Source organism: Acetobacter okinawensis (assembly GCF_002153655.1).
GTDB classification, from domain to species: domain Bacteria; phylum Pseudomonadota; class Alphaproteobacteria; order Acetobacterales; family Acetobacteraceae; genus Acetobacter; species Acetobacter okinawensis_A.
In genome coordinates, this window is the sequence record NZ_JOPJ01000020.1 from 83,293 (window position 1) to 104,094 (window position 20,802).

The following is a 20,802-nucleotide window of genomic DNA, read 5'->3' on the forward strand; positions in this document are numbered from 1 at the left end:
ATGACAAGCACCGCCCACCGCACTCCGTGGCCCGAAATAGAACCCTACGCCCATGGCTATCTGGATACCGGGGAGGGGCATCAGGTTTACTGGGAGCAGTGTGGTAACCCCGATGGTATTCCGGTTGTGTTTCTGCACGGTGGGCCGGGGGGCGGGTGTTCGGCCGCCCAGCGCCAGTTGTTTGACCCCGCGCGCTACCGCATTGTGCTGTTTGACCAGCGCGGCTGTGGCCGCTCGCGCCCGCATGCCTCGCTCGAGGCTAATACGACGTGGCATCTCGTGGCCGATATAGAGCGCCTGCGCACCCTGTGTGGTGTGGAAAAATGGGCCGTTTTTGGTGGTTCATGGGGGTCCACACTGGCGCTGGCCTATGCGCAGGCGCACCCGACGCGCGTGAGTGCCCTGATGCTGCGGGGGATTTTTACCCTGCGTCGTGCCGAACTGCTCTGGTATTATCAGGAAGGAGCGTCCTGGCTGTTCCCCGACAAATGGGAGGACTTTGTAGCCCCCATCCCTGCCGCCGAGCGGGCGGACATGATGGGCGCTTACCGTAAACGCCTGATTTCGGACAACAGGGAGGAGCGGCTGGAAGCCGCGCGGGCATGGAGCCTGTGGGAAGGGCGCACCCTGACCCTGCTGCCTTGCCCCGAAATGGAACATCAGCATGACGAGGCCGATTACGCTCTGGCCTTCTCCCGTATTGAAAACCATTATTTTGTGCATGGTGGCTGGCTGGAAGAAGGGCAGCTTATTGCTGATGTGGACCGCATCCGCCACATCCCGACCGTAATTGTGCAAGGGCGGTATGACATGGCAACCCCCGTGCGCACCGCATGGGACCTGCATAGGGCATGGCCGGAGGCAGATTTCCAGCTGATTGATGCTGCTGGCCACGCCCTGTTTGAACCCGGTATCCTGACCGCCCTGCTCAATGCCACGGACCGTTTTGCGCGGGAACTGGCATGACACCCGCTCGGGTCAAGCAAAAGGGTGGAGGGGGCTGGCTATACGGCATGGCAGTGGCTCTGCCCCTGCTCGGGCTTGCCCCGTATGCGGCCAGTGCCCAGTCCTGCCCCAAGCTGGTTGCGCGGGTTGCCTTGCGGAATGATCAGGGGTTCCTGAATATTCCGGTCAGCCTGAACGGCCATGCTGCAAGTATGATTGTCGATACCGGCTCGGAGGGTAGCCTGCTCTCGCCCGAGGCCGCAGCGTTGTTTGACACGCGGCTTGATCCGAGCAGGCATACCATGGTGCATGGCACGGGTGGCGTTGGCCGCATTGTGCCCAATGCGGTGGTACGTTCCTTTAAAATGGGGGGGCTGGAGTTTGGCCCCGTTTCTGTTCCAGTGGACACCTTACCCGCAGTGCCGCGCACGGAGCCTGCGGTGGAAGGGCTGGTCGGGGGGGACCTGCTCTCGCGGTACGATGTGGAGTTTGACGTGGCACAGGGCACGCTCTCCTTCTGGTCTGTGGGAACGCCAGAGTGTGCCGGGCCGCAGGGGTGGCGCTATATTTACCGTGCAGTCCCCCTGCAGAATGTGGGCGAGCGGGTTATTGCCCGTGTGGAACTGGATGGGCATGCTCTGGAGGCGCTGGTCGATAGCGGGGCGCGCTCATGCATTGTCTCAACCCGTGCGGCTGAGCGCATGGGCGTGAGTGCCGCTCAGCTTGCCACAGACCCCGGTGGGCTGACCACAGGGGTGGATGGTCACCAGCAGACGTACCACTGGCATAAGTTCGGCATGATGCAGGTGGGGCAGGAGCAGGAGCACGCACCCGTGCTCACGGTGGCTCCGGTGCAGGATACGGTGGACATGCTGCTTGGAGCAGACTGGTTTGCCGCGCACAGGGTGTGGATATCGTATCGCACACATACGCTGTATGTCATGCCCGCAACGGGGCGCACGCGCTAAAGGTGCTGCCACGGTTATGGGGGAATGTGCCCCATAACCGTGGGAAAAGGTTATTCGCCCTTCAGGTGCTTGTTGCACACGCTGTAGTAGCCACCGCCTTTTTCAATCCACTTCAGGCCAGCATTGGCATTGCTGGTCTTGTTGGCGTTGTACTGGTCAAGGCAGGTTTTCATGCGGGCTTTGCCGGGGGCGAGCTTGGCATATTGCGCAGCTACGGCCGTGGGCAGGGTTGCATTTGTGGCCGATGCTGCGGTGGCGGCTGCCGTCTGCTTGGCAGGTTTTTCGGCCTCTGCGCTTGCTGCGGCTTCTGGCTTGGCTGCTGCCTTGGTAGCGGCGGGGGCTGCTGTTGCCGCAGCAGTTGCGGGGGCCGGAGCCTGTACTGCCGTATCGCAGGAGCTGGCCTTGAATTCCTTAAAAGACTGACCTTTGAGCGTATTGGCGGTTTTGGCTTCCTTGAACTTCTCGTGGCACTCCTTCACCGTCATGGCGTGGGCGCTGGGAAGGGAAAGGGCTGTGGCGCAGCCAAGCAGCAGAGCGGCCAATCCGGTGCGTGCAACAACAGTCATGAATATACCTCATGCAAGGAGGACGATTGAGCGGCAGCCCCATGCTGCCTACCTTGCATCAGTATCATGAAAAACCATGGACGAGGAATGCTCGTCTCACGGCTTTGCGCAGCATGAATAAAATATTAATACGCATATGCCCCGGCTCTCCGGCCAGTAGTGCTGGTGGGGACTTGGTAGCGGGTAAGCCAATGTGTGGTGTGTTCAGTCATCAAACCGGGCGGAGCGTCCACGTTTGATGGTGGCACGGTGGGCCTTGCCGTCCAGTCTGCGCTGGCGTGCCGCCCGGCCCGGACGTGTGGCCACACGGAAGGCGGGGCGGTGTGCGGCCTCCCGGATCAGGGCGACCAGCCGCTCTATGGCGTCTTCGCGGTTACGCAACTGGGTACGGAAGCGCCGCGCAGTAATTACAATAACGCCGTCGCGCGTGGCTCTGGTGCCTGCCAGCTCCAGCACACGTGTGCGTATCCGCTCAGGCAGGGAGGGGGATAGTGCGGCATTAAAACGCAGTTGGGCCGCAGTTGCGACCTTGTTCACATTCTGCCCACCGGGGCCTGAGGCCAGAATATAGCTGACTTCGAGCTCGGACTCTGGCAGCGACAGGGTGGGAAGAATGGAAATAGCCATGGCCGGGGCATAGCATGGTTTGCCTGCCAGTGCGTGGCTGCGGGCATAAAAAAACCTCCGTGTTTGTGGCACGGAGGTTTTTGTTCAAAAGAGTGGGGTTAGCCGCTCAGTTGTTGATCCGCTCACCATGGAGGGACATATCCAGCCCTTCGAGTTCCTGATCAGCGGTCACGCGCAGCCCGATTGCCAGATCAATCACCTTGAGGATGATGTAGGAGGCAAAGGCACACCACACAATGGTCACCAGTACCGCCTCGGACTGCACAAGCAACTGGTGCAGGGAGCCGACAACACCCGTGGGGTTAGCGTCTGTGGCGGAAAGGGGGCCGTAAGCCAGCAGGCCGGTCAGCAGCGCGCCAACAATACCGCCCACGCCGTGTACGCCAAAGGCGTCCAGGCTGTCGTCATACCCCATCATGTGTTTAAGGGATGTGGCGCCCCAGTAGCAGACAACGCCAGTAATCAGGCCGATAATCAGCGCACTGCCCGGCAGCACAAAGCCTGCAGCAGGTGTAATGGCAACCAGCCCGCCAACAGCGCCGGAGATCACGCCCAGCACTGTGGGTTTGCCCGAACGCAGCCATTCAGCCACCATCCAGGACACACCAGCACCAGCAGCGGCAATCTGGGTTGCGGCCATGGCCATGCCTGCACGACCGTTGGCACCAACAGCGGACCCTGCGTTAAAGCCGAACCAGCCAACCCACAGCAGGGCAGCACCGATAACGGCATAGGTCAGGTTGAAAGGAGAAAGGTCGTCCTGCCCGTACCCTTTGCGGCGGCCCAGCACCAGCGCACAGACCAGACCGGCCACACCAGCATTGATGTGCACAACCGTACCACCGGCAAAGTCAGCCGTACCAAGGCCCGCCAGCCAGCCGATCGGGCTCCAGACCCAGTGGGCGATGGGCGCATAGACGACCAAAGACCAGACAATGGAGAAGATGCACATGGCGCTGAACTTCATGCGCTCGGCATATGCACCAGAGATCAGGGCAGGAGTGATGATGGCGAAGGTCATCTGGAACATCATGAAGATGCTCTCGGGGATGGTCATGGTTGTTGCATTGGGGCTGTCCGCACCCAGTGTAAAGCCCACGTCCGCCCCGTTATGGATGTGTGCGCCAATGCCGTTAAGCAGCACGCGGGAGAAGCCGCCAATCCACGGCGTACCCGTTGTAAAGGCGAGCGAATAACCCGCGACCATCCATACAATGGACATGATGCAGCACAGCGCAAAGGACTGCATGAGTGTGGCCAGCACGTTTTTCTTGCGCACCATGCCCGCATAGAACAGGGCAAGACCGGGGATGGTCATCATCAGCACAAGTGCGGTGCTGGTAAGCATCCATGCCGTATCCCCCGTGTCGATCGGAGGAGGTGCTGCATCCGCGGCATAGGCCCCGGAACAGCCAAGTGCTGCTACAAGACTGACCGACAGAATAGCCATGGTCTTGCGGATAACTGGACCTCTCGCCGGGTTGACAGCTTGGAAGGGTCGCGCTGACATGATGATGCGTTCTCCTTAAAATACGCAGCCATTGATGCTCGCCAGATTCGTGCAAGGCAGCGACAGGCCTAATTGTATTGTATCTATTCCGGAATGACCGGGGAGGCAATCCGGTTTGATACCGAATTATTTTTACAATCTGACTTGTGCGCTCAAAAAGCCATAAAAATCACAGCGCGGCAGACCCTTAACGCAAAAAGGGCGCGCACACCCGAAGGTCTGCACGCCCTTAATACCTGTCTGGGAAGGAGAGGGGGAGCCAGTCAGGCCAACTCCCCCCACATTCCCAAAACCCGGTTGGGGGGACTTAGAAGTCCATGCCACCCATGCCGCCCATGTCAGGCCCGCCCGCAGGGGCTGCCTTCTTTTCAGGGCGTTCTGCAACCATGGCTTCCGTGGTGATCAGCAGGCCAGCAACGGATGCTGCGTCCTGCAGAGCGGTACGGACAACCTTGGCCGGGTCGATAATACCGGCTTCAACCAGGTTCTTGTATTCGCCAGCCTGTGCGTCGAAGCCGAAGTTGTAGTCTTCGCTTTCGAGCACCTTGTTGGCGACCACGGCACCGTCTTCACCCGCGTTCAGGGCGATCTGGCGCAGGGGAGCCTGCAGAGCGCTGAGGATGATGTTGCCACCAACGCGCTGGTCGTCATTGTGGTAGTGCAAGTGGGCCAGAGCCTTGGTTGCGCGGGCCAGAGCCGTGCCACCACCGGGAACAATGCCTTCTTCCACTGCTGCGCGGGTTGCGTGCAGGGCGTCGTCCACGCGGTCCTTGCGTTCCTTCACTTCGATTTCCGTGGAGCCGCCAACGCGGATCACGGCAACACCGCCAGCCAGCTTGGCCAGACGTTCCTGAAGTTTTTCACGGTCGTAGTCGGAGGAGGTTTCCTCGATCTGCGCACGGATCTGCTTCACGCGGCCCTTGATGTCGTCGCCGTTGCCAGCGCCGTCAACAATGGTGGTGTTTTCCTTGTCGATGTGTACTTTCTTGGCGGTGCCAAGCATCGGCAGGGTAACGGTTTCGAGCTTGATGCCGAGGTCTTCGCTGATGACCTGCCCACCCGTAAGGATGGCAATGTCTTCAAGCATGGCTTTACGGCGGTCACCAAAGCCGGGAGCCTTGACAGCAGCAATCTTGAGCCCACCGCGCAGCTTGTTGACAACCAGAGTTGCCAGCGCTTCGCCGTCAACGTCTTCAGCAATGATCAGCAGCGGACGGCCGGACTGAACAACAGATTCCAGCAGGGGCAGGATCGGCTGAAGAGAAGAGAGCTTCTTTTCATGGATCAGGATGTAGGGGTTTTCCAGATCGGCCGTCATCTTTTCCGGGTTCGTCACGAAGTACGGAGAGATGTAGCCACGGTCGAACTGCATGCCTTCAACCACGTCCAGTTCGGTCTGGAAGTGCTTGGCTTCTTCAACGGTGATCACGCCTTCGGAGCCAACTTTCTGCATGGCTTCGGAGATCATCTTGCCGATTTCGCTCTCGCCATTGGCGGAGATGGTGCCAACCTGAGCGGTTTCAGCCGGGGTGGTGACCTTTTTGGCGTTCTTCTTCAGTTCCTCGACAACCACGGCAACGGCCTTGTCCACGCCGCGCTTGAGGTCCATCGGGTTCATGCCTGCTGCAACAGCCTTCAGACCTTCGCGCACAATGGCCTGAGCCAGCACGGTTGCCGTCGTGGTGCCGTCACCGGCCACGTCGTTGGTCTTGGAGGCCACTTCGCGCAGCATCTGTGCGCCCATGTTTTCGAACTTGTCAGCCAGTTCGATTTCCTTGGCGACGGAAACGCCGTCCTTGGTGATGCGGGGCGCGCCGAAGCTCTTGTCCAGAACAACGTTACGGCCTTTGGGGCCGAGTGTTACCTTTACGGCGTCAGCCAGAATGTCCACACCGCGCAGCATACGCTGGCGTGCGTCTGCACCAAACTTTACGTCTTTGGCAGCCATTGAATTTCTCCTGTGAAGATCTTTTGTAGGTAAACGGTCGGATCAGAGCGGATCAGGCTGCGACAATGCCCAGAATGTCGCTTTCCTTCATGATCAGCAGCTCTTCGCCGTCGATCTTCACTTCCGTGCCGGACCATTTGCCAAACAGAATGCGGTCGCCGACCTTGACATCAAGCGCCACAACCTGACCCTGTTCGTTGCGGGCACCCGCACCAACAGCGACCACTTCGCCTTCCATCGGCTTTTCTTTTGCCGTGTCGGGAATGATGATGCCACCGGCTGTCTTCTGTTCGCCTTCAAGGCGACGTACAACTACCCGGTCGTGTAAGGGACGAAACTTCGTCATTATGGATCACTCCACATTCATTTGCTGTGATGACGCCCTTTGTCAGAAAGCAGCGCCACCCGTTTGAACCGCGCGTACACATAACGCCGCGTCGCGTTAGCACTCCACCACAAGGAGTGCTAGAGCAGAAAGTAGGTTCGCCCCCAAGGTGAGTCAAGGAAGGCGGGAGAAGTTTCTTTTTGTTTTAACTTCATCCCTGACAAGGAGATTGAACATGGGACAGATGCGCACAATTGAGGCAGCAGACGGCCACGAACTTGCCGTATGGGAGACCGAGCGGAGCACGCACCCATACGCTTTGGTGGTGTTGCAGGAAATTTTTGGCGTGAACCACCATATCCGCTCCGTGTGCGAGCGGTTTGCGCAGGCGGGCTTCCATGTGATCGCCCCCGCCCTGTTTGACCGTGTCGAGCGTGGGGTGGAACTGGAATACACGACCGATGGTGTGGAGAAGGGGCTGGCCCTGCGTGCGCAGATTCCTCTGTCCAAAATCCTGCTGGACGTGCAGGCCGCGGCCCATGCGCTCAAGGCGCGCAGGGTCGGGGTGATCGGCTATTGCTGGGGTGGTGCACTGGCATGGAACGCCGCCTGCCGGACGCATGACTTTGCCGCAGCCGTAGGCTGGTATGGCGGGGGCATTGCCGACCATAAGGACGAGACTCCGCATTGCCCTGTGCAATTACATTTTGGTGAGCGTGACACCAGTATTCCCCACACCGATGTAGCCGCCATTCGCGCTGCTCACCCAGAAGTGGAACTTTATGTGTACGACGATGCAGAGCACGGTTTTGGCTGCGAGGAGCGTGCCTCGTACAATGCAAAAGCCTTTGTAAGTGCGCAGGAGCGCAGCATTGCGTTCCTCAAGAGCACGCTCAATCCGTAAGGATTTTTGTGCGCCTTCAGGGCAGGTCGGGCTGAATTGTGATTGACAAGCGCCCCCTGTCGTGGGGGAGAATGTCCTCTCTCCTCGCGGCACGTCGTGTGCAGGAGGAGTAACTGGCCGAAATAAGGATGACTTCGCTCATGTCGACAGGTACCGTTAAATGGTTCAACGCCACCAAAGGGTTTGGTTTTATTGCCCCCGATGATGGAGGGAAAGACGTGTTTGTGCATATTACCGCTGTACAGGCAGCCGGTCTGCGCGCGTTGAATGATGGGCAGAAACTGTCCTACGACATGGTGGAGGAACGCGGTAAGCAGGCAGCCACCAACCTGAAGCCGCTCTAAAACAGCGGTCCGGGGCCGGGCCGGTTACGCCTGTCCGGCCTGCTCCGCCAAAAAGGCGGAAATCTGGCGTGCAGTCTGTGCAAGACCACACCGCTCAACGGCAACCCCGTTGGGAAAAGCGCTTAAAAGCCTTGTGGGTGTGCGCCGGTCCAGCAGAACAAATACCCCCCTGTCTGACTGGCGGCGGATCAACCGCCCGAATGCCTGCCGCAACCTGAGCCGGGCTATGCGGTCATCAAAACCCTTGGGGTCTCCACCAGACAGATGAATACGCCGCTCGCGGTGCAAAATGTCGGGGCGGGGCCAGGGAACGCGCTCAAATACCACCAGACGCAGGGCGTTGCCCGGAACATCCACACCGTCACGCATGGCGTCCGTGCCAAGCAGGCAGGCGTGCTCTTCCGTCCGAAAAATATCCACCAGCGTATTGTTGTCCATCGCGTCCACATGCTGGGCGTAAAGGGGTAAGCCTTCGCTCTCCAGCGTTGGAGCTATGCGCTCATACACGCCGCGCAGGCGGGATATGGCGGTAAACAGGCCAAGCCCCCCACCGCCAGAGGACTGGAACAGCGTGCGGAACGCGGCAGACAGGTCCACAATGCTGCTGTTGTCTACATCCGTTACAATAAAGGCACGGGTCTGCCGGGCGTAATCGAACGGGCTGGCCAGACTGGCGCGCAGGGCAGGGGAAGGAAAATGATTGGCCCCGGTGCGTGCTTCTGCCGCTTCCCACGCAATTTCTGCCTCGTCACTCTCCTGTGCGCCGCCCTGCTGGTCACGCAGTGTGGCCGACGTCATGAGCATACCCTGTGCGGGTACGGCCATAATGCCCGCAAATGGAATGGTCGGGTCCAGCCAATGGCGGTACAGGCCGACGTCCTGCTCGTTCACGCGCTGTTTTTCGCGTCTTTCAAGGCGGATGAAGTGGACATGTGCCGGGGTGCTGCCCGGTTCTGGCGGCTGGTCCAGCGCAGCAAGCATGGCAATCCACGCATCCAGCCGGGAGATGGCGCGGCGGCGCAGGGCGCGGGTCATGGCCTCTATGCGGCCACGGGTGGTTGCATCCAGCGTATCTGCATCGTCCTCAAGGCGGGCTTGCAGGCGCTCGCTCAGGGTGCGCAGGGGTTCCACAATGCGGCCAAGGGCGCGAGCAAGCTGCTGACCGGCTTCTGCTATATCGGGTATAAGCGGGTGCAGGTCACATTCCATGGCAGCGTGGATGGCCTGCTTGCCGCCTTCGGCCGAGCGGGCCATGGCCTGCTGGCGCAACAGGCGCAAAAAAGCTTCCGTCGGGTTTTCCATAACCGGCTGGTCGGCTACGGGCTCGGGCGGGAACAGGGTGCTCAGGTCCATGGGTTCTGGTGGTGGTGGTTCGTTGGCCACCTCTGGTGCCAGACGGGTGGACCAGCCCGGCGCAGGCAGGGCTGTTGCCGCAAGCAGGGCCGCATCCAGCGGGTTTTCCAGCTTTGGGTGGCCCACCACCAGATCATCCAGCCTGCGTTTGAGCCCGCGAGCCCGGGAGCGCCTGCCCTCAGCCCCCAGTAGCCAGCGGCGCAGTTCGGCCGCCTCCAGCCCGGAGAGTTCGGCACAGAACGCACTGTCTGCGGCATCCGCCAGGTGGTGCCCCTCATCAAACACATAGCGCGAGGGGGTGTTGGCCTGCGCTCCGGCTTCGTCATCATCGCTCATGCCCGCCTGTGCGTAGGCGGCCTGCGTCATAACCAGAGCATGATTGGCGATGACCAGAGAGGCATCATGCGCACGGCGTATGGAGTGTTCCACAAAGCAGCGTTGATAATGCGCGCAGGCTCCGTGAATGCACTCGCCCCTACGGTCGGCCACACCCGCAAGATTGCCGTGGCCGAACAGGTCTCCAAACCAGCCGGGCAGGTCTCCGCCAAACAGGTCTCCATCCGCTGTGGCCATTGCCCACCGGGCGAGCATGCACAGGGCAATGCTCACACCAGCCGGGCGGGAGGCCGCACTGTTGACGGCCTCTTCCATGTTTAGCAGGCACAGGTAGTTCTCCCGCCCTTTGCGCAACACCACATGCTGGCGGTGGGCTGCGGGGTCAGGGTAGAGGCGTTTTGTCTCCTGCTCAATCTGGCGTTGCAGGTGGCGGGTGTAGGTGCTTATCCACACAGCCCCATCATTACGCTCGGCCCACAGGCTGGCGGGGGCAATGTAGCCCAGAGTCTTGCCTGTGCCTGTGCCTGCCTCGGCCAGCACAATGGCGGGGTCTCCGCGCATGGCGCGCGGGGCAAAGGCTTCGGTCGAGACACTGGCAAAATCTGCCTGTCCGGAGCGTATTTCCGCCTCGCTGCCCAGTATGTGGGTCAGCCGTTCACGCGCCTCTGCCGGGCTTATGGGGTTGGAGGCGGGGGGCGGGCGCTGGGCCTGTTCTTCCCATTTGGGCAGATGCCGCCATACCCTTAGGGCGTCAGTGGGTTGTGTGGCCTCCTCGGCCAGTTTGCCGTTATTGGTCAGTCTGGCACGTAGGTCTATGGTTTCGGCCACGGTGCCGGTCCAGACCCAGCCAGCCTGACCCAGACGTACGGTAAAGGCTGCCAACAGTTCGCTCTGGCCTGCCTTGGCCTGCCGCGCCAGAGCTCCCAGCAGGATGGATAACAGGCTGGGGAGCAGGTCTGCCTCGGTTGTGTGGAGGCTCTGCTCATCCAGCCCAAGGGCTATGGCCAGACCGCGTGGCGTGGGTGCAACGGTCTGGGCGGGAAAGACGAAGGCAAAAAGCTCAAGCAGGTCCAGCCATGGCGCGGGCTGGCCTGTAGGGGGCAGGCCGAGTTTGCGGGCAAGGGCTGGCGCATGCACAACCAGCGGGCATGGCATGGCATGCAGGCGCTCGCGCACATCGGATGCGCTCAGGCTGAGCAGTTCCCCATCTTCGGTCAGCAGCGAAAACCGACCATGGCAGGAGATAAGGGCCGGTGCGTCATGGGCTGAGGGAAAGGATGGCTGCATTCTGTTTTACATGATCCATTCTGGCGGCAAATGCCAGAGAAGAACAGGCAGGGCGTTATGCAGAGTGCCAGATACACAAAACCCCGCCGGGCAGCGCACGGCGGGGTTTGCGGGAAAACCGGATTTTACTCGGGGTTTTTCAGGCTGTCGGCAACAATTTCCAGCAGCTTGCCGTGCATGTGGCCATTGCCTGCAACAATCATCACATCATCGGGCAGGTCATCAAGCTCACCCCCATCAGGGTCGGTGACCTGACCGCCGGCCTCACGCACGATGAGAATACCAGCGGCGCAATCCCATGGTTTGATGCCGAATTCCCAGTACCCTTCGTAGCGGCCCGCAGCGACCCATGCCAGATCCAGTGCAGCAGCGCCAAAGCGGCGGACACCAGCAACGCGGGGCATCAGGTTGCCCAGCACGCGGGCAAAAGGCAGGCGCTGGCGGGCGGGAACCTTGGCAAAGGGAATACCCGTTGCAAACAGGGATTCGTGCATGTCCCGGCGGGCGGAAACACGGATACGCCGTTCGTTGAGGTACGCCCCGTTGCCTTTTTCTGCCCAGAACATTTCCCCTGCTGCGGGGTTGTAGATCAGGGCCGCAGCCAGTTCCACCTTGCCATCGGGCAGGCGGCGCTGAAGACCAATGGAGATGGCCCAGTGCGGAATGCCGTGCAGGAAGTTGGATGTGCCATCAAGCGGGTCCACAATCCAGCGCCATGTCCAGTTTTCGCTGCCCGATTCCCCGGATTCTTCCATAAGGAAGGCGTAGCCCGGCCGGGCCCGCTCCAGTTCTTCGCGCAAGGTCTGTTCCGCACGCAGGTCCGCCTGGGAAACAAAGTCACCCGGCCCCTTGATGCTGACCTGAAGCTGCTCGACTTCGTTAAAATCGCGCAGGAGACGCTTGGCAGCTTTCTGTGCTGCGGTTTGCATCACCATCATGACGGGGGAGAGACGCATGGCCACTGTAGTTAAGTCCTGCTCTGGAGAGAAAAAACCTGAAAAAATCAGTCCTTGGCGCGTTCGACGTAAGAGCCGTCTTCCGTGCGGACCACAATGCGTTCACCCGCTTCGATAAACGGCGGCACCATGGTTTTTACACCATTGGACAGCATTGCGGGCTTGTAGGAGGAGCTGGCGGTCTGGCCCTTAACAACCGGGTCAGCCTCAACCACTTCCAGCGTAACATGCGGCGGCAGGTCAATGCCAACCGGGTCGCCTTCAACCAGATGCAGGTTGATGGTCATGTTGTCCTGAATGAAGGGAGCCTGATCGCCCAGCAGGTCCACGGGAACGGAAAGCTGTTCAAATGTTTCCGGGTCCATGAGAACCAGCAGTTCACCATCTGTATAGGAATACAGATATTCACGGTCTTCGGTCATCAGACGTTCTACCGTGTCGGCGGTGCGCCAGCGTTCGTTGGTTTTGTTGCCGGTCTTGAGGTCGCGCATTTCAACCTGAATGAACGCCCCCCCCTTGCCCGGGGTAATGATCTGCTGTTTCAATACCGTCCAGCGACGACCGTCATGTTCAATGACCTGACCGGCGCGGATCAGGTTTGCCTGCTGTTTCATACTTGGTTCCTGATGAGGAATGGCTATTCTGTCTGGGCTTCTACAGTTCCACGGCGGGAAGGGCAAGCGTTGCAAGGTGAACTCTCCCGCTTTGCACCGCTGGACAGAAGGGGTGCATCCTGTTTATAAGACCTCCACCTGAGCAGGTAAGGAAGGGTGGCCGAGCGGTTTAAGGCACCGGTCTTGAAAACCGGCGTGCGTGAGAGCGTACCGTGGGTTCGAATCCCACCCCTTCCGCCAACCCTCATTCTCATAAGCTCTCAAAAGCCTTGATATTCCGGGCTTTTTGCGCTTTTTGTGTTCTCACGTGTTCTCATTTTGTTTCATATAAGCGCATAGCTTTGTGGGTAATGAGTGGGTAAAATTTCGCTCTGTGTGGGTAACGCAAAGCAGGAATTTATATTCATTGTCGTGCTAGAATATACTGCATGCTGGCAACCTGCATGTGTCTGACGCCTAAAATGAGGCTATTCGGCAGCTTGTGTTGTGCCATAGCCCTGAATGTTTGCCGCTATAAGCGAAACAGCCATAAGAAAAATGAAGTAGGTTGTAATGAAATCTCAGGCTGAATTTGCTATTCTTCGGGTATGAAGCCGAAGAACCGTTCAAACACCACCAAAACTCGAAGAGCCTCGACTTCCACTCAAGCGGAGTGGAAAAAAATACTTCCCGTTCTTGGTGCCGTTCTGGTTCTGCTGGCTGGGGCGGCCGGGTTGCGCGCCGTGTTGGTATCCCAGCATCATGCACCCATTGGCGGGGATTATACCCTGATTGATGGATACGGGAAAACGCGTACCCAAGCCGATTTTTACGGTCATTTTACGCTCCTCTATTTTGGCTACACGCATTGCGTGGATGTCTGCCCCCTGACTTTGGCAACTGTTTCTGCTGCACTTGATGAGCTTGGTGCGCAGGGGGGGCGTGTTACGCCGGTTTTTATTTCGGTTGATCCTGAGCGGGATACGCCTGAGGTTATCCAGAATTACGTACAGCGCTTCTCCCCAAGGATTGTCGGCCTGACAGGCAGTGAGGCACAACTGCAACCGGTTATGAAGGCGTTTCATGTCTCTGCACGGCATCGTTCGGGGGATGGGGCCGGGTATCTGGTCGATCATAGCTCCTTGCTGTATCTGATGGACGGGCAGAACCACCTTGTCGGCATGATACCTGTTGATTCCAGTGCCCATCAGATCGTAGCAGACCTTAAGCGCCTGTTGCCGCCGTCCTGACTTCAGGGTTTGCGCCGCGCCTTCATGGCCAAGGCAGCCAGAGCCAGAATAAGTAAGGATGCACCGAGTTCTGGCAGAACAAGAGCCAGAACCATCAGCAGGGCTATGCCTGCAAAGCCGTTTTTTTGTGAGTGCAGGGCAGGAGGCGCGCCCAGCCCCCCGGCGGGTTTGCGTTTGAGCCATAAGAGTGTGGCAGCACTACTCATGAGCAGTAAACCGCCCGCGACCAGCATGTTCATGATCTGGTTTGCCCAGCCAAAAAGCTGGCCTTCATGTGCGGCAACACCATAGCCAATTATGCGGTCCACCATGCCTTTCTGGGCAAAGGTGGCATGGGCCGTTACGTGCCCGCTTGGTGTTATTGTCATGCTCTCTCGCAAGGGGCGGTTCTGTGTGTCCGAGCGGATGGTCCAGTGCGGGCCAGATGGGGTTACAAGCACCGGAGCAGGCCATGAGAGAGCAGAGGCCGCCTGCACAACGGTGTCCAGCCCCTCCAACTGGCGTTGTTCTGGAGCCGGTGCAGGTGTGTCGGGCATATCCATTCCCGGCATGTCCATTGTGTTTGGTGCTGGAGCAGGAGCGGATGCTGGTGGTGTGGGGGGATGCCCGGCAATAACCGTGGCCGCTGGTACGGAGCCAATCTCCCAGTCTTTGACGGATGTCAGGCGGCCAACCGTATTTTCAACCGATTGCAGCGCATGCCCCCACACAAAAGACCATGGAAGGCCAGAGACCAGAAACAGTACCAGAAACACAGAGATCCACACGCCTGTTACGGCGTGCAGGTCCCGCCAGCGGGTTCGGCTGTCTGCTCCAAGCCGAGGGTAAATAACACCTGCCAGCCTTTGCCTGCCACGTGGCCACCAGAGCAGCAGGCCCGTGATAACAAGAACAATGGTCCATGATGCGACCATTTCCATAATGATAGAACCAATATTCCCTAAAAGGAGCTGTCCGTGCAGCCGGAAGATCAGGCGCTCAAACCTGCTTTCTTCCAGTATGGTTTTCAGCACTGCATGGGTATTTCTGTCGACGTACACACGCACGGCCTGACCATCCTGCCGGGTTAACAGAACCCTTGCCGCGCTGTGTGGGGAATGCGGAAGTTCATAGGCCAGAAAAGCACTGTGTGGCACAGCCGCAAGGGCTGCATGCACCTCCCCCTCGGGTGAGGGGGAGACGGCTGCTGGCAGGTGGTCATATTTCCAGTCTATCCACGCATCAATCTGTGGTTTGAAGAGATAGATGGCGCCTGTGACAGACAAGAAGGCCACAAAAGGCAGGCAGCATAACCCGGCAAAAAAATGCCAGCGCCAGAGCGTGCGCCGATCAGGCCAGAGAGTAGTCAGGTATCTGGTCATGGTAGTGTTATCCTCAGAACCGGACCCGCACACCGCCAAAATACGCGCGGGGGGAGCCTGCGTAGATCGAGCCTGTGCTGTTCATGAGTGTGGCAGCATCAGCCTGCTGTCCGTTGGATTGCAGTTTGTCGCTGATATTGCTGGCACCTGCGATATACGTCTGGTTGGCAACATTCTGCACCTCACAATACCAGTGCAGGCGGTGCGCCCATCCTAGCCGGGCTGGTGGGTTATAATGCACCTCAAGATTCAGCAGGGTGTAGCCGGGTGCTTTTAAGCGGTTAGCGTTGTCCAGCCAGTAGGAATCCCGCCAGGTGACTTCCGCATAACCGCCCAGACCCTCCAGCAGACCATCAGGCTGATCGTAGAGAAAACGGGCATTGAGAAAATTGGGAACAACCCCGGGAATATAATTGCCTGCCCGGCTGAAACTGCGCGAGAGGGTCGTGTTGGAAAGTGTTTCGGTATAATTGGTATAAATCTGATTATCGTAAGTATAGCTCAGCTTGACCCGTCCGCCTGCCAGAGTTTGGGGGAGTGGCTTCCACTCCACGCCAAGCACTACGCCGCGATGTTCAGATGCAGGGGCGTTGAAAGTATAGGAACCCACAGCGTTAATGCCAGCCGACTGGCTGACCAGTTCGTTTTTGTAAAACTCGTAAAAACCCGTTGCCTGAATGTTGATGTTGGAAGACGGGTGCCAGTCTGCTCCAAGGTCAATGCCAACACTTGTCTGGCTTTGTAGCTGTGTATTGTTGCCGTATTGCCCTTGCGGCGTGATGAAGAGGTTGGAGGAGGAGGGGGTGCCGTAAGCCGTGCCAACACGGGTGTGCAGCGTCCAGTCTTTGGACGGGGTGTAGATCAAGGCCCCTTCCGGGGCGAGGTTGAAGTAAAAACGGTTGGCGGTAATGGCGCGCTGGCTGCTTGTTGTGGCGGAGTAAGCATACAGTGTTTCGGTCGCGCCAATGTCGGAATAGGTGCCGCCAAGCCCGACAACTGCGTGCCAGTCAGGTGCAAAATGCCAGTCTTCCTGAAAGCGGGCACCAAGGTTCCACTGATGGCCATAACTTTGCGAACTCATGGCCCCACGGGTTGCGCCACCTAGCGGCATGACGTTGTACGTCTGTGACCCAAAGTCGAGATAATCAAAATTTACCCCGCCGAATGTCTCCAGCGTTCTGCCTGCAAGCTGGGCGTGGTTGGTGATATCGCTGCTTACTGCATAGGAATTATAAGGGCCGACATAAACGGTAGGAGAAGTTGGCTGGTCAATGTGGCGCTGGTCATAGGTAAACTGGTTGTGCCATGTGGTCTGGCTGTTAAAATCATGTTCCCAGCGCAGCCCGACAACTGTTCGTCGGTCAAAACGGCCCAGACCAGCGGCTTCGGGGCTCATGGCCTCCTTTGCGCCGTAACGGCCATTGACCAGCAGGTTAACGGATGCACAACCCGCTGCTGCGCTGGCTGCCTGTGCGCATCCCTGCTGGTAGGGGTTGGCACGATACTGGTTGAGCGAGAGCCTTGCAGGCAGAAAAGCATCGGTCACGTTGTTTACAAATTTGAGAATAAGGCGGTCTGTTGCACTCAGGTTGACACGCAGGCGGATGTTTTCTGTTGAGGTATTATAACGGCTGTTGGCAATAAATCCGTTACCGCGCACGTCACTGCCAAAGATCATCAGGTCGTAGTGCCTGTTGCCAAAGCCAAGGGTTGCGTAGTTGTTAAACATCCCAAAGCTGCCAAAATCGGAGCCGAGTTCCAGCCCGTGAATATCAGCCCCTTTGCGGGTGCGGAAGTTGATGGCGCCGTTCATGGCGTAATTGCCGTAAAGGGTGGAGGCTGGGCCTTCAAACACATCCACGCCCTGATAGGCGTGCGGGTCAATCAGATCGGCGCGGGCTGTGCCGTCTGGCTGGGTCATAGGGAAACCATCTTCCAGCACCTGAATATTTTTCAACCCCCATGACTGGCGGTCGCCTGAACCGCGAATGGAAATGTTGGTATCGCGTGGCCCATTCCCTTGAGTAAAGGTGACACCGGGAATAGTGACCACCATATCCGCAACGCTCTGGCCAACCTGGTTCCCAAAATCGCGTCTGTCAGCGCTAAAAGTTGTCTGGCCCGCCGGATGCGTCAGGGCCGATGCACGGTTTGATCCTGTTACAAGGATCTGTTCCGTTGTGTTGGCCGCTTTGCCGGGCCTATGTGTGTGAACAGGAGCATGCTCACGTTCCGTAAGGGGTGGAATATGTTGTGTTTCTGCACGAGCATGAGGTGTGGCAAGTGCGGCGACAAGCGCCGCCACCCCGCATAACGGGCGTGACAGGTGATGAGTATGTAACATGGGGTTTAAACCTGAATAAACAGCACAAAAAGCTCACAGGCCAATGCGTGTGAGCGGCGTTTTCAATTCAGGTCAGGCAGGTGGTCCCTGCGGGCAGAGAGACGTCCGTTGTGGCGCGGGTGGCCCACGAATGGGCGCGAACATCCATGCGTGAGGGCTGTCGCAAACAGCCAGCGCCATACAGAGACAAAACGCAACGCTGAGCAGTAAAAGCTCATCAGCTTCGGAAAGAAGAAAGCTGTCGTCTTCTGGATTGGTGGAGTGATGATGTTGCCCATCGGGGGATGGGGATTGTGACTGGTCGTCGCAAAGAATACTGAGTTTTGTAAGGTTTTTAAGCGGGTCGTCCACCAGAGTAGTGGGGGAGGCAAGACCACCAAAAGTCAGGCGCGCAATAAGAGCAAGCATTACAAGAGGCCAAAAGACCATCAGGTAAGCCAGACTGTGCGCGCGAGAGGACATGCGTGTTGTTTATCGCAAATCATTCGCGTTAGCCAGATCATATCTTGCATGCAGGGGTGCTGCTGGCGGGGGCAGGCATGCAAACAACGATGTTGTGGCAAAGCAATTGTATAAGGGCTTTGCCCGTTGGCTTTTGCTCCTCCCGGTTTGGCCGGGTAGGGAGAGGCTTATTCGGCGGGGGGAGGGTCCGCCATTTGTGTGCCGGGCCAGTTCTGGGAGGTCACCATATGTTGGGCCAGAAGCACAAGTAGCTCCCTGACGGCAACCCCGGCCTCGGTTTCGGGGATACTTTCAGGAATGCACAGAGAGACGTTTTCCTGAATGGTCGGGCTGCTGAGCGGGTAAATAAGCGACTGGCCGGGGACGACAATTTTGCTTGCTACAGCCCATGGCAGAATGGTGCAGCCCAACCCTGCGGCCACGGCGTCGCGCAGGGTGAGCAGGGCTTCCACTTCGGCAACAATGTTTGGAACAATCTGTTTGCGCGCAAAAGCGACGTTGATCCGTTTGCGAACAAAGTTGTAATCGGGGGGGACCAGAAGGGGCGTTTGTGCCAGATCCGATAATTTGACTGGCGTGGCCGTGTCTGTGCCAAAACCGAAGTCGGCATGTGCGACCAGAAAAAAATTCTCTTTCATCAAGGGCATAAAATTAACACCCTTGATCGGTCCCGCCCCGTGAATGATTGCCATGTCCAGCCTGCCGGTCATGACCATCTCACTGTAAATATCGTCAAAACTTTCTGAAAGATGGAGCGTGATATTGGGCAGTTTCTGCCGGACTTCCTGTAACAGGCCCAAGGCAAGGGAGGAGCCGGAACAATAGGGCGAAAGCCCGACCGAAACCTTGCCAACCAACGGGCCGGTGCCATTGCTGACTTCTTCCATGGCGCGGTCAAGCTGTTTGCTCATGGTCTGTGCGTGCCGGTAGAGTTCCAGCCCGGCGGCAGTCGGCGTGACCCCCATTTTGCTGCGGATCAGGAGTTTTTGTTTAAAAGCCGTTTCAAGCGATGCAAGCTGCTGGCTGAGTGCAGGCTGGGCAATGTTGAGAATATCTGCGGCGCGCGAAATGCTGCCAACATCAATAATTTTTACGAACGCCTGTAAACGCCTGATGTCCAATGCGCTGCACTCCCTGCGACGGAACAGCTATAATTTTTAATGATATATCGGGCTAAAGTCAATAAAATGCAAAAATAACAATTTCTGTAAAATTAAATATTTTTACTTATAATTCTTTGATTGTGATTGAAATAAATACTTATAAACAGGTTTTGGGTGGGTTGTTCAAGGAGTGCATCTGGCATTGTTCTTATGTAAAAATTTAAATCATTCCATAGCTTTCTTCTATGGGGCCAGATGTTTTTAACCGCTACCGAGGGGAGCAGGCAGTGGGGTAAATTCAGGCGATATCACATTTATACAGGCTGTCTTTCTATTTGGAGGGAGAGCTGCGGGAGTATGCATACCATGCCAGGTTTTGCCGATCGACTGAACGGAATTGCCATTTCTGCTTCGGCTGCAATGACGGATAAGGCCTCTGCCCTGAAGGCGGACGGCAAGCAGATTGTCAGCCTATCCTCTGGTGAGCCGGATTTTCCAACACCTGAGCATGTGCTGGAGGCCGCAGTGGCAGCCGGGCGTGCGGGAGATACAAAATACCCGCCACAGGCAGGCAAACCAGCACTCAAACGTGCCGTAAGGGCCAAGTTCCTGCGTGAGAATAATCTGGATTACGCATTGGACGAAATTCTGGTGGCCAATGGCGGAAAACAGATTATTTTTGATGCCATTATGGCCACCTGCAATCCGGGCGACAATGTTGTCCTGCCAACGCCATACTGGATCAGCTATGCCGATCAGGCCCGCCTTGCGGGTGCTAGTGTTGTGCAGGTGCCTTGCCACGAACACAATGGTTTTTGCTTGAAGGCAGAAGATCTGGATGCGGCCATTACGCCACAGACCAAATGGGTTATCCTGAATTTTCCCAACAATCCCACAGGTGCCTGCTGCCCGAAGGAAGAGATGCAGAAAATTGCAAAAGTCCTTCTCAAGCACGAACATGTCTGGATCATGACCGATGATATTTACGAACATCTGGTTTATGACGATTTTGAATTCTGTACGATCGCACAGGTGGAACCGGCACTGAAGCCACGGGTGCTGACAGTCAATGGTGTTTCCAAAGCTTATGCCATGACCGGCTGGCGGGTTGGTTTTTGTGGTGGGCCAGCAAAACTGATTGCCGCAATGAACAATATGCAGGGGCAGTCCACCAGTGGGATCAACACCCTTGCACAGGCTGCGGCTGTTGCAGCGCTGGAAGGCCCGCAGGAGTTCCTGCGGGAGCGGGCACTGGAGTATCAGGCCCGTCGTGATCTGGTCGTGGACCTGCTCAATGCCATTCCCGGCCTGACCTGCCACAAACCGCAGGGGGCGTTTTATGTTTATGTCGATATTCGTGCCTGTCTGAACAAGGTTTCGGCCGCCGGACGGCAGATTGCAACCGATACAGACTTTGTCATGGGGCTTCTGGAGGAGCAGCAGGTGGCTACCGTGCAGGGAACGGCTTACGGTATGAGCCCGTTTTTTCGTCTTTCCTATGCAACCAGTGTGGATGTTCTTACAGAAGGTTGCCGCCGTATTGCGGACTTTGTGGCAGGGCTCAAATAAGCGGGGCTTCTGCTTTTTCCCCCTGCCGCAATGGCAGGGGGAAAAGCAAAA

At 57.8% G+C, this 20,802-nt stretch carries 18 protein-coding genes and 1 tRNA gene; 7 read left to right on the forward strand and 12 right to left on the reverse strand.

Going from position 1 to position 20,802, the window contains the following annotated elements; translation table 11 throughout:
* Entirely contained in the window at window positions 1-966 is a 966-nt protein-coding gene (gene pip / locus HK26_RS09745) for a prolyl aminopeptidase (RefSeq protein WP_086639602.1), read from the forward strand.
* Between the two features lie 47 nt (window positions 967-1,013).
* Window positions 1,014-1,913: a retroviral-like aspartic protease family protein gene (locus HK26_RS09750; RefSeq protein ID WP_086639603.1), complete on the forward strand. Its 900-nt coding sequence runs from the start codon at window positions 1,014-1,016 to the stop codon at window positions 1,911-1,913.
* 50 nt (window positions 1,914-1,963) lie between these two features.
* Here HK26_RS09750 and HK26_RS09755 read toward each other — a convergent pair whose 3' ends face one another.
* From HK26_RS09755 to groES, 5 genes are all read right to left on the reverse strand, one after another.
* Window positions 1,964-2,479, reverse strand: a complete 516-nt coding sequence (locus tag HK26_RS09755) for a hypothetical protein (protein ID WP_086639604.1) — start codon at window positions 2,477-2,479, stop codon at window positions 1,964-1,966.
* A 204-nt stretch (window positions 2,480-2,683) separates the two neighbouring features.
* Window positions 2,684-3,106, reverse strand: coding sequence for an alternative ribosome rescue aminoacyl-tRNA hydrolase ArfB (gene arfB, locus HK26_RS09760; protein WP_086639632.1), 423 nt, complete (start codon window positions 3,104-3,106; stop codon window positions 2,684-2,686).
* Between the two features lie 106 nt (window positions 3,107-3,212).
* Window positions 3,213-4,556, reverse strand: coding sequence for an ammonium transporter (locus tag HK26_RS09765; RefSeq protein ID WP_086639605.1), 1,344 nt, complete (start codon window positions 4,554-4,556; stop codon window positions 3,213-3,215).
* Window positions 4,557-4,923: 367 nt separating this feature from the next.
* On the reverse strand, window positions 4,924-6,564 hold the full coding sequence (groL, locus tag HK26_RS09770) for a chaperonin GroEL (RefSeq protein WP_086639606.1): 1,641 nt from the start codon (window positions 6,562-6,564) through the stop codon (window positions 4,924-4,926).
* A gap of 52 nt (window positions 6,565-6,616) precedes the next feature.
* Window positions 6,617-6,910 (reverse strand): co-chaperone GroES, encoded by a 294-nt coding sequence (groES, locus tag HK26_RS09775; RefSeq protein WP_086639607.1) that lies wholly within the window; start codon window positions 6,908-6,910, stop codon window positions 6,617-6,619.
* Window positions 6,911-7,124: 214 nt separating this feature from the next.
* Here groES and HK26_RS09780 point away from each other — a divergent pair, with 214 nt between their 5' ends.
* Window positions 7,125-7,793: a dienelactone hydrolase family protein gene (locus HK26_RS09780; RefSeq protein ID WP_086639608.1), complete on the forward strand. Its 669-nt coding sequence runs from the start codon at window positions 7,125-7,127 to the stop codon at window positions 7,791-7,793.
* A gap of 140 nt (window positions 7,794-7,933) precedes the next feature.
* Window positions 7,934-8,137, forward strand: coding sequence for a cold-shock protein (locus tag HK26_RS09785; RefSeq protein ID WP_025827469.1), 204 nt, complete (start codon window positions 7,934-7,936; stop codon window positions 8,135-8,137).
* A gap of 24 nt (window positions 8,138-8,161) precedes the next feature.
* On the opposite strand, the gene HK26_RS09790 is transcribed toward HK26_RS09785, so the two are convergent.
* The 3 genes from HK26_RS09790 to efp all read right to left on the reverse strand — a co-directional run bounded on the left by HK26_RS09790 (window position 8,162) and on the right by efp (window position 12,683).
* Entirely contained in the window at window positions 8,162-11,113 is a 2,952-nt protein-coding gene (locus HK26_RS09790; protein WP_086639609.1) for an ATP-dependent DNA helicase, read from the reverse strand.
* Between the two features lie 125 nt (window positions 11,114-11,238).
* Window positions 11,239-12,069, reverse strand: coding sequence for an inositol monophosphatase family protein (locus HK26_RS09795; RefSeq protein WP_180539485.1), 831 nt, complete (start codon window positions 12,067-12,069; stop codon window positions 11,239-11,241).
* A gap of 47 nt (window positions 12,070-12,116) precedes the next feature.
* Window positions 12,117-12,683: an elongation factor P gene (gene efp, locus HK26_RS09800; protein WP_025827465.1), complete on the reverse strand. Its 567-nt coding sequence runs from the start codon at window positions 12,681-12,683 to the stop codon at window positions 12,117-12,119.
* 150 nt (window positions 12,684-12,833) lie between these two features.
* Here efp and HK26_RS09805 point away from each other — a divergent pair.
* Window positions 12,834-12,923: transfer RNA gene (locus HK26_RS09805), tRNA-Ser, on the forward strand.
* 347 nt (window positions 12,924-13,270) lie between these two features.
* Window positions 13,271-13,912, forward strand: a complete 642-nt coding sequence (locus HK26_RS09810) for an SCO family protein (RefSeq protein WP_086639611.1) — start codon at window positions 13,271-13,273, stop codon at window positions 13,910-13,912.
* Window positions 13,913-13,914: 2 nt separating this feature from the next.
* Here HK26_RS09810 and HK26_RS09815 read toward each other — a convergent pair whose 3' ends face one another.
* From HK26_RS09815 to HK26_RS09830, 4 genes are all read right to left on the reverse strand, one after another.
* Complete coding sequence (locus HK26_RS09815; RefSeq protein WP_143296335.1) at window positions 13,915-15,273, reverse strand: PepSY-associated TM helix domain-containing protein; 1,359 nt, start codon at window positions 15,271-15,273, stop codon at window positions 13,915-13,917.
* A gap of 13 nt (window positions 15,274-15,286) precedes the next feature.
* Window positions 15,287-17,617: a TonB-dependent receptor family protein gene (locus HK26_RS09820; RefSeq protein ID WP_086639613.1), complete on the reverse strand. Its 2,331-nt coding sequence runs from the start codon at window positions 17,615-17,617 to the stop codon at window positions 15,287-15,289.
* A 72-nt stretch (window positions 17,618-17,689) separates the two neighbouring features.
* Window positions 17,690-18,079 (reverse strand): hypothetical protein, encoded by a 390-nt coding sequence (locus HK26_RS09825; protein ID WP_086639614.1) that lies wholly within the window; start codon window positions 18,077-18,079, stop codon window positions 17,690-17,692.
* A gap of 167 nt (window positions 18,080-18,246) precedes the next feature.
* Window positions 18,247-19,200 (reverse strand): LysR substrate-binding domain-containing protein, encoded by a 954-nt coding sequence (locus HK26_RS09830; protein ID WP_086639615.1) that lies wholly within the window; start codon window positions 19,198-19,200, stop codon window positions 18,247-18,249.
* 348 nt (window positions 19,201-19,548) lie between these two features.
* On the opposite strand from HK26_RS09830, the gene HK26_RS09835 reads away from it, so the two are divergent.
* The gene (locus tag HK26_RS09835; RefSeq protein WP_086639633.1) at window positions 19,549-20,751 is read left to right on the forward strand and encodes a pyridoxal phosphate-dependent aminotransferase; all 1,203 of its coding nucleotides are present in this window, start codon (window positions 19,549-19,551) and stop codon (window positions 20,749-20,751) included.
* The last annotated feature ends 51 nt before the right edge of the window (window positions 20,752-20,802 follow it).

Coding starts and splice junctions, on each gene's coding strand:
- pip (WP_086639602.1), top strand. CDS start 1: ATGACAAGCACCGCCCACCGCACTCCGTGGCCCGAAATAGAACCCTAC.
- HK26_RS09750 (WP_086639603.1), top strand. CDS start 1,014: ATGGCAGTGGCTCTGCCCCTGCTCGGGCTTGCCCCGTATGCGGCCAGT.
- HK26_RS09755 (WP_086639604.1), bottom strand. CDS start 2,479: ATGACTGTTGTTGCACGCACCGGATTGGCCGCTCTGCTGCTTGGCTGC.
- arfB (WP_086639632.1), bottom strand. CDS start 3,106: ATGGCTATTTCCATTCTTCCCACCCTGTCGCTGCCAGAGTCCGAGCTC.
- HK26_RS09765 (WP_086639605.1), bottom strand. CDS start 4,556: ATGGCTATTCTGTCGGTCAGTCTTGTAGCAGCACTTGGCTGTTCCGGG.
- groL (WP_086639606.1), bottom strand. CDS start 6,564: ATGGCTGCCAAAGACGTAAAGTTTGGTGCAGACGCACGCCAGCGTATG.
- groES (WP_086639607.1), bottom strand. CDS start 6,910: ATGACGAAGTTTCGTCCCTTACACGACCGGGTAGTTGTACGTCGCCTT.
- HK26_RS09780 (WP_086639608.1), top strand. CDS start 7,125: ATGGGACAGATGCGCACAATTGAGGCAGCAGACGGCCACGAACTTGCC.
- HK26_RS09785 (WP_025827469.1), top strand. CDS start 7,934: ATGTCGACAGGTACCGTTAAATGGTTCAACGCCACCAAAGGGTTTGGT.
- HK26_RS09790 (WP_086639609.1), bottom strand. CDS start 11,113: ATGCAGCCATCCTTTCCCTCAGCCCATGACGCACCGGCCCTTATCTCC.
- HK26_RS09795 (WP_180539485.1), bottom strand. CDS start 12,069: ATGCGTCTCTCCCCCGTCATGATGGTGATGCAAACCGCAGCACAGAAA.
- efp (WP_025827465.1), bottom strand. CDS start 12,683: ATGAAACAGCAGGCAAACCTGATCCGCGCCGGTCAGGTCATTGAACAT.
- HK26_RS09810 (WP_086639611.1), top strand. CDS start 13,271: ATGAAGCCGAAGAACCGTTCAAACACCACCAAAACTCGAAGAGCCTCG.
- HK26_RS09815 (WP_143296335.1), bottom strand. CDS start 15,273: ATGACCAGATACCTGACTACTCTCTGGCCTGATCGGCGCACGCTCTGG.
- HK26_RS09820 (WP_086639613.1), bottom strand. CDS start 17,617: ATGTTACATACTCATCACCTGTCACGCCCGTTATGCGGGGTGGCGGCG.
- HK26_RS09825 (WP_086639614.1), bottom strand. CDS start 18,079: ATGTCCTCTCGCGCGCACAGTCTGGCTTACCTGATGGTCTTTTGGCCT.
- HK26_RS09835 (WP_086639633.1), top strand. CDS start 19,549: ATGCCAGGTTTTGCCGATCGACTGAACGGAATTGCCATTTCTGCTTCG.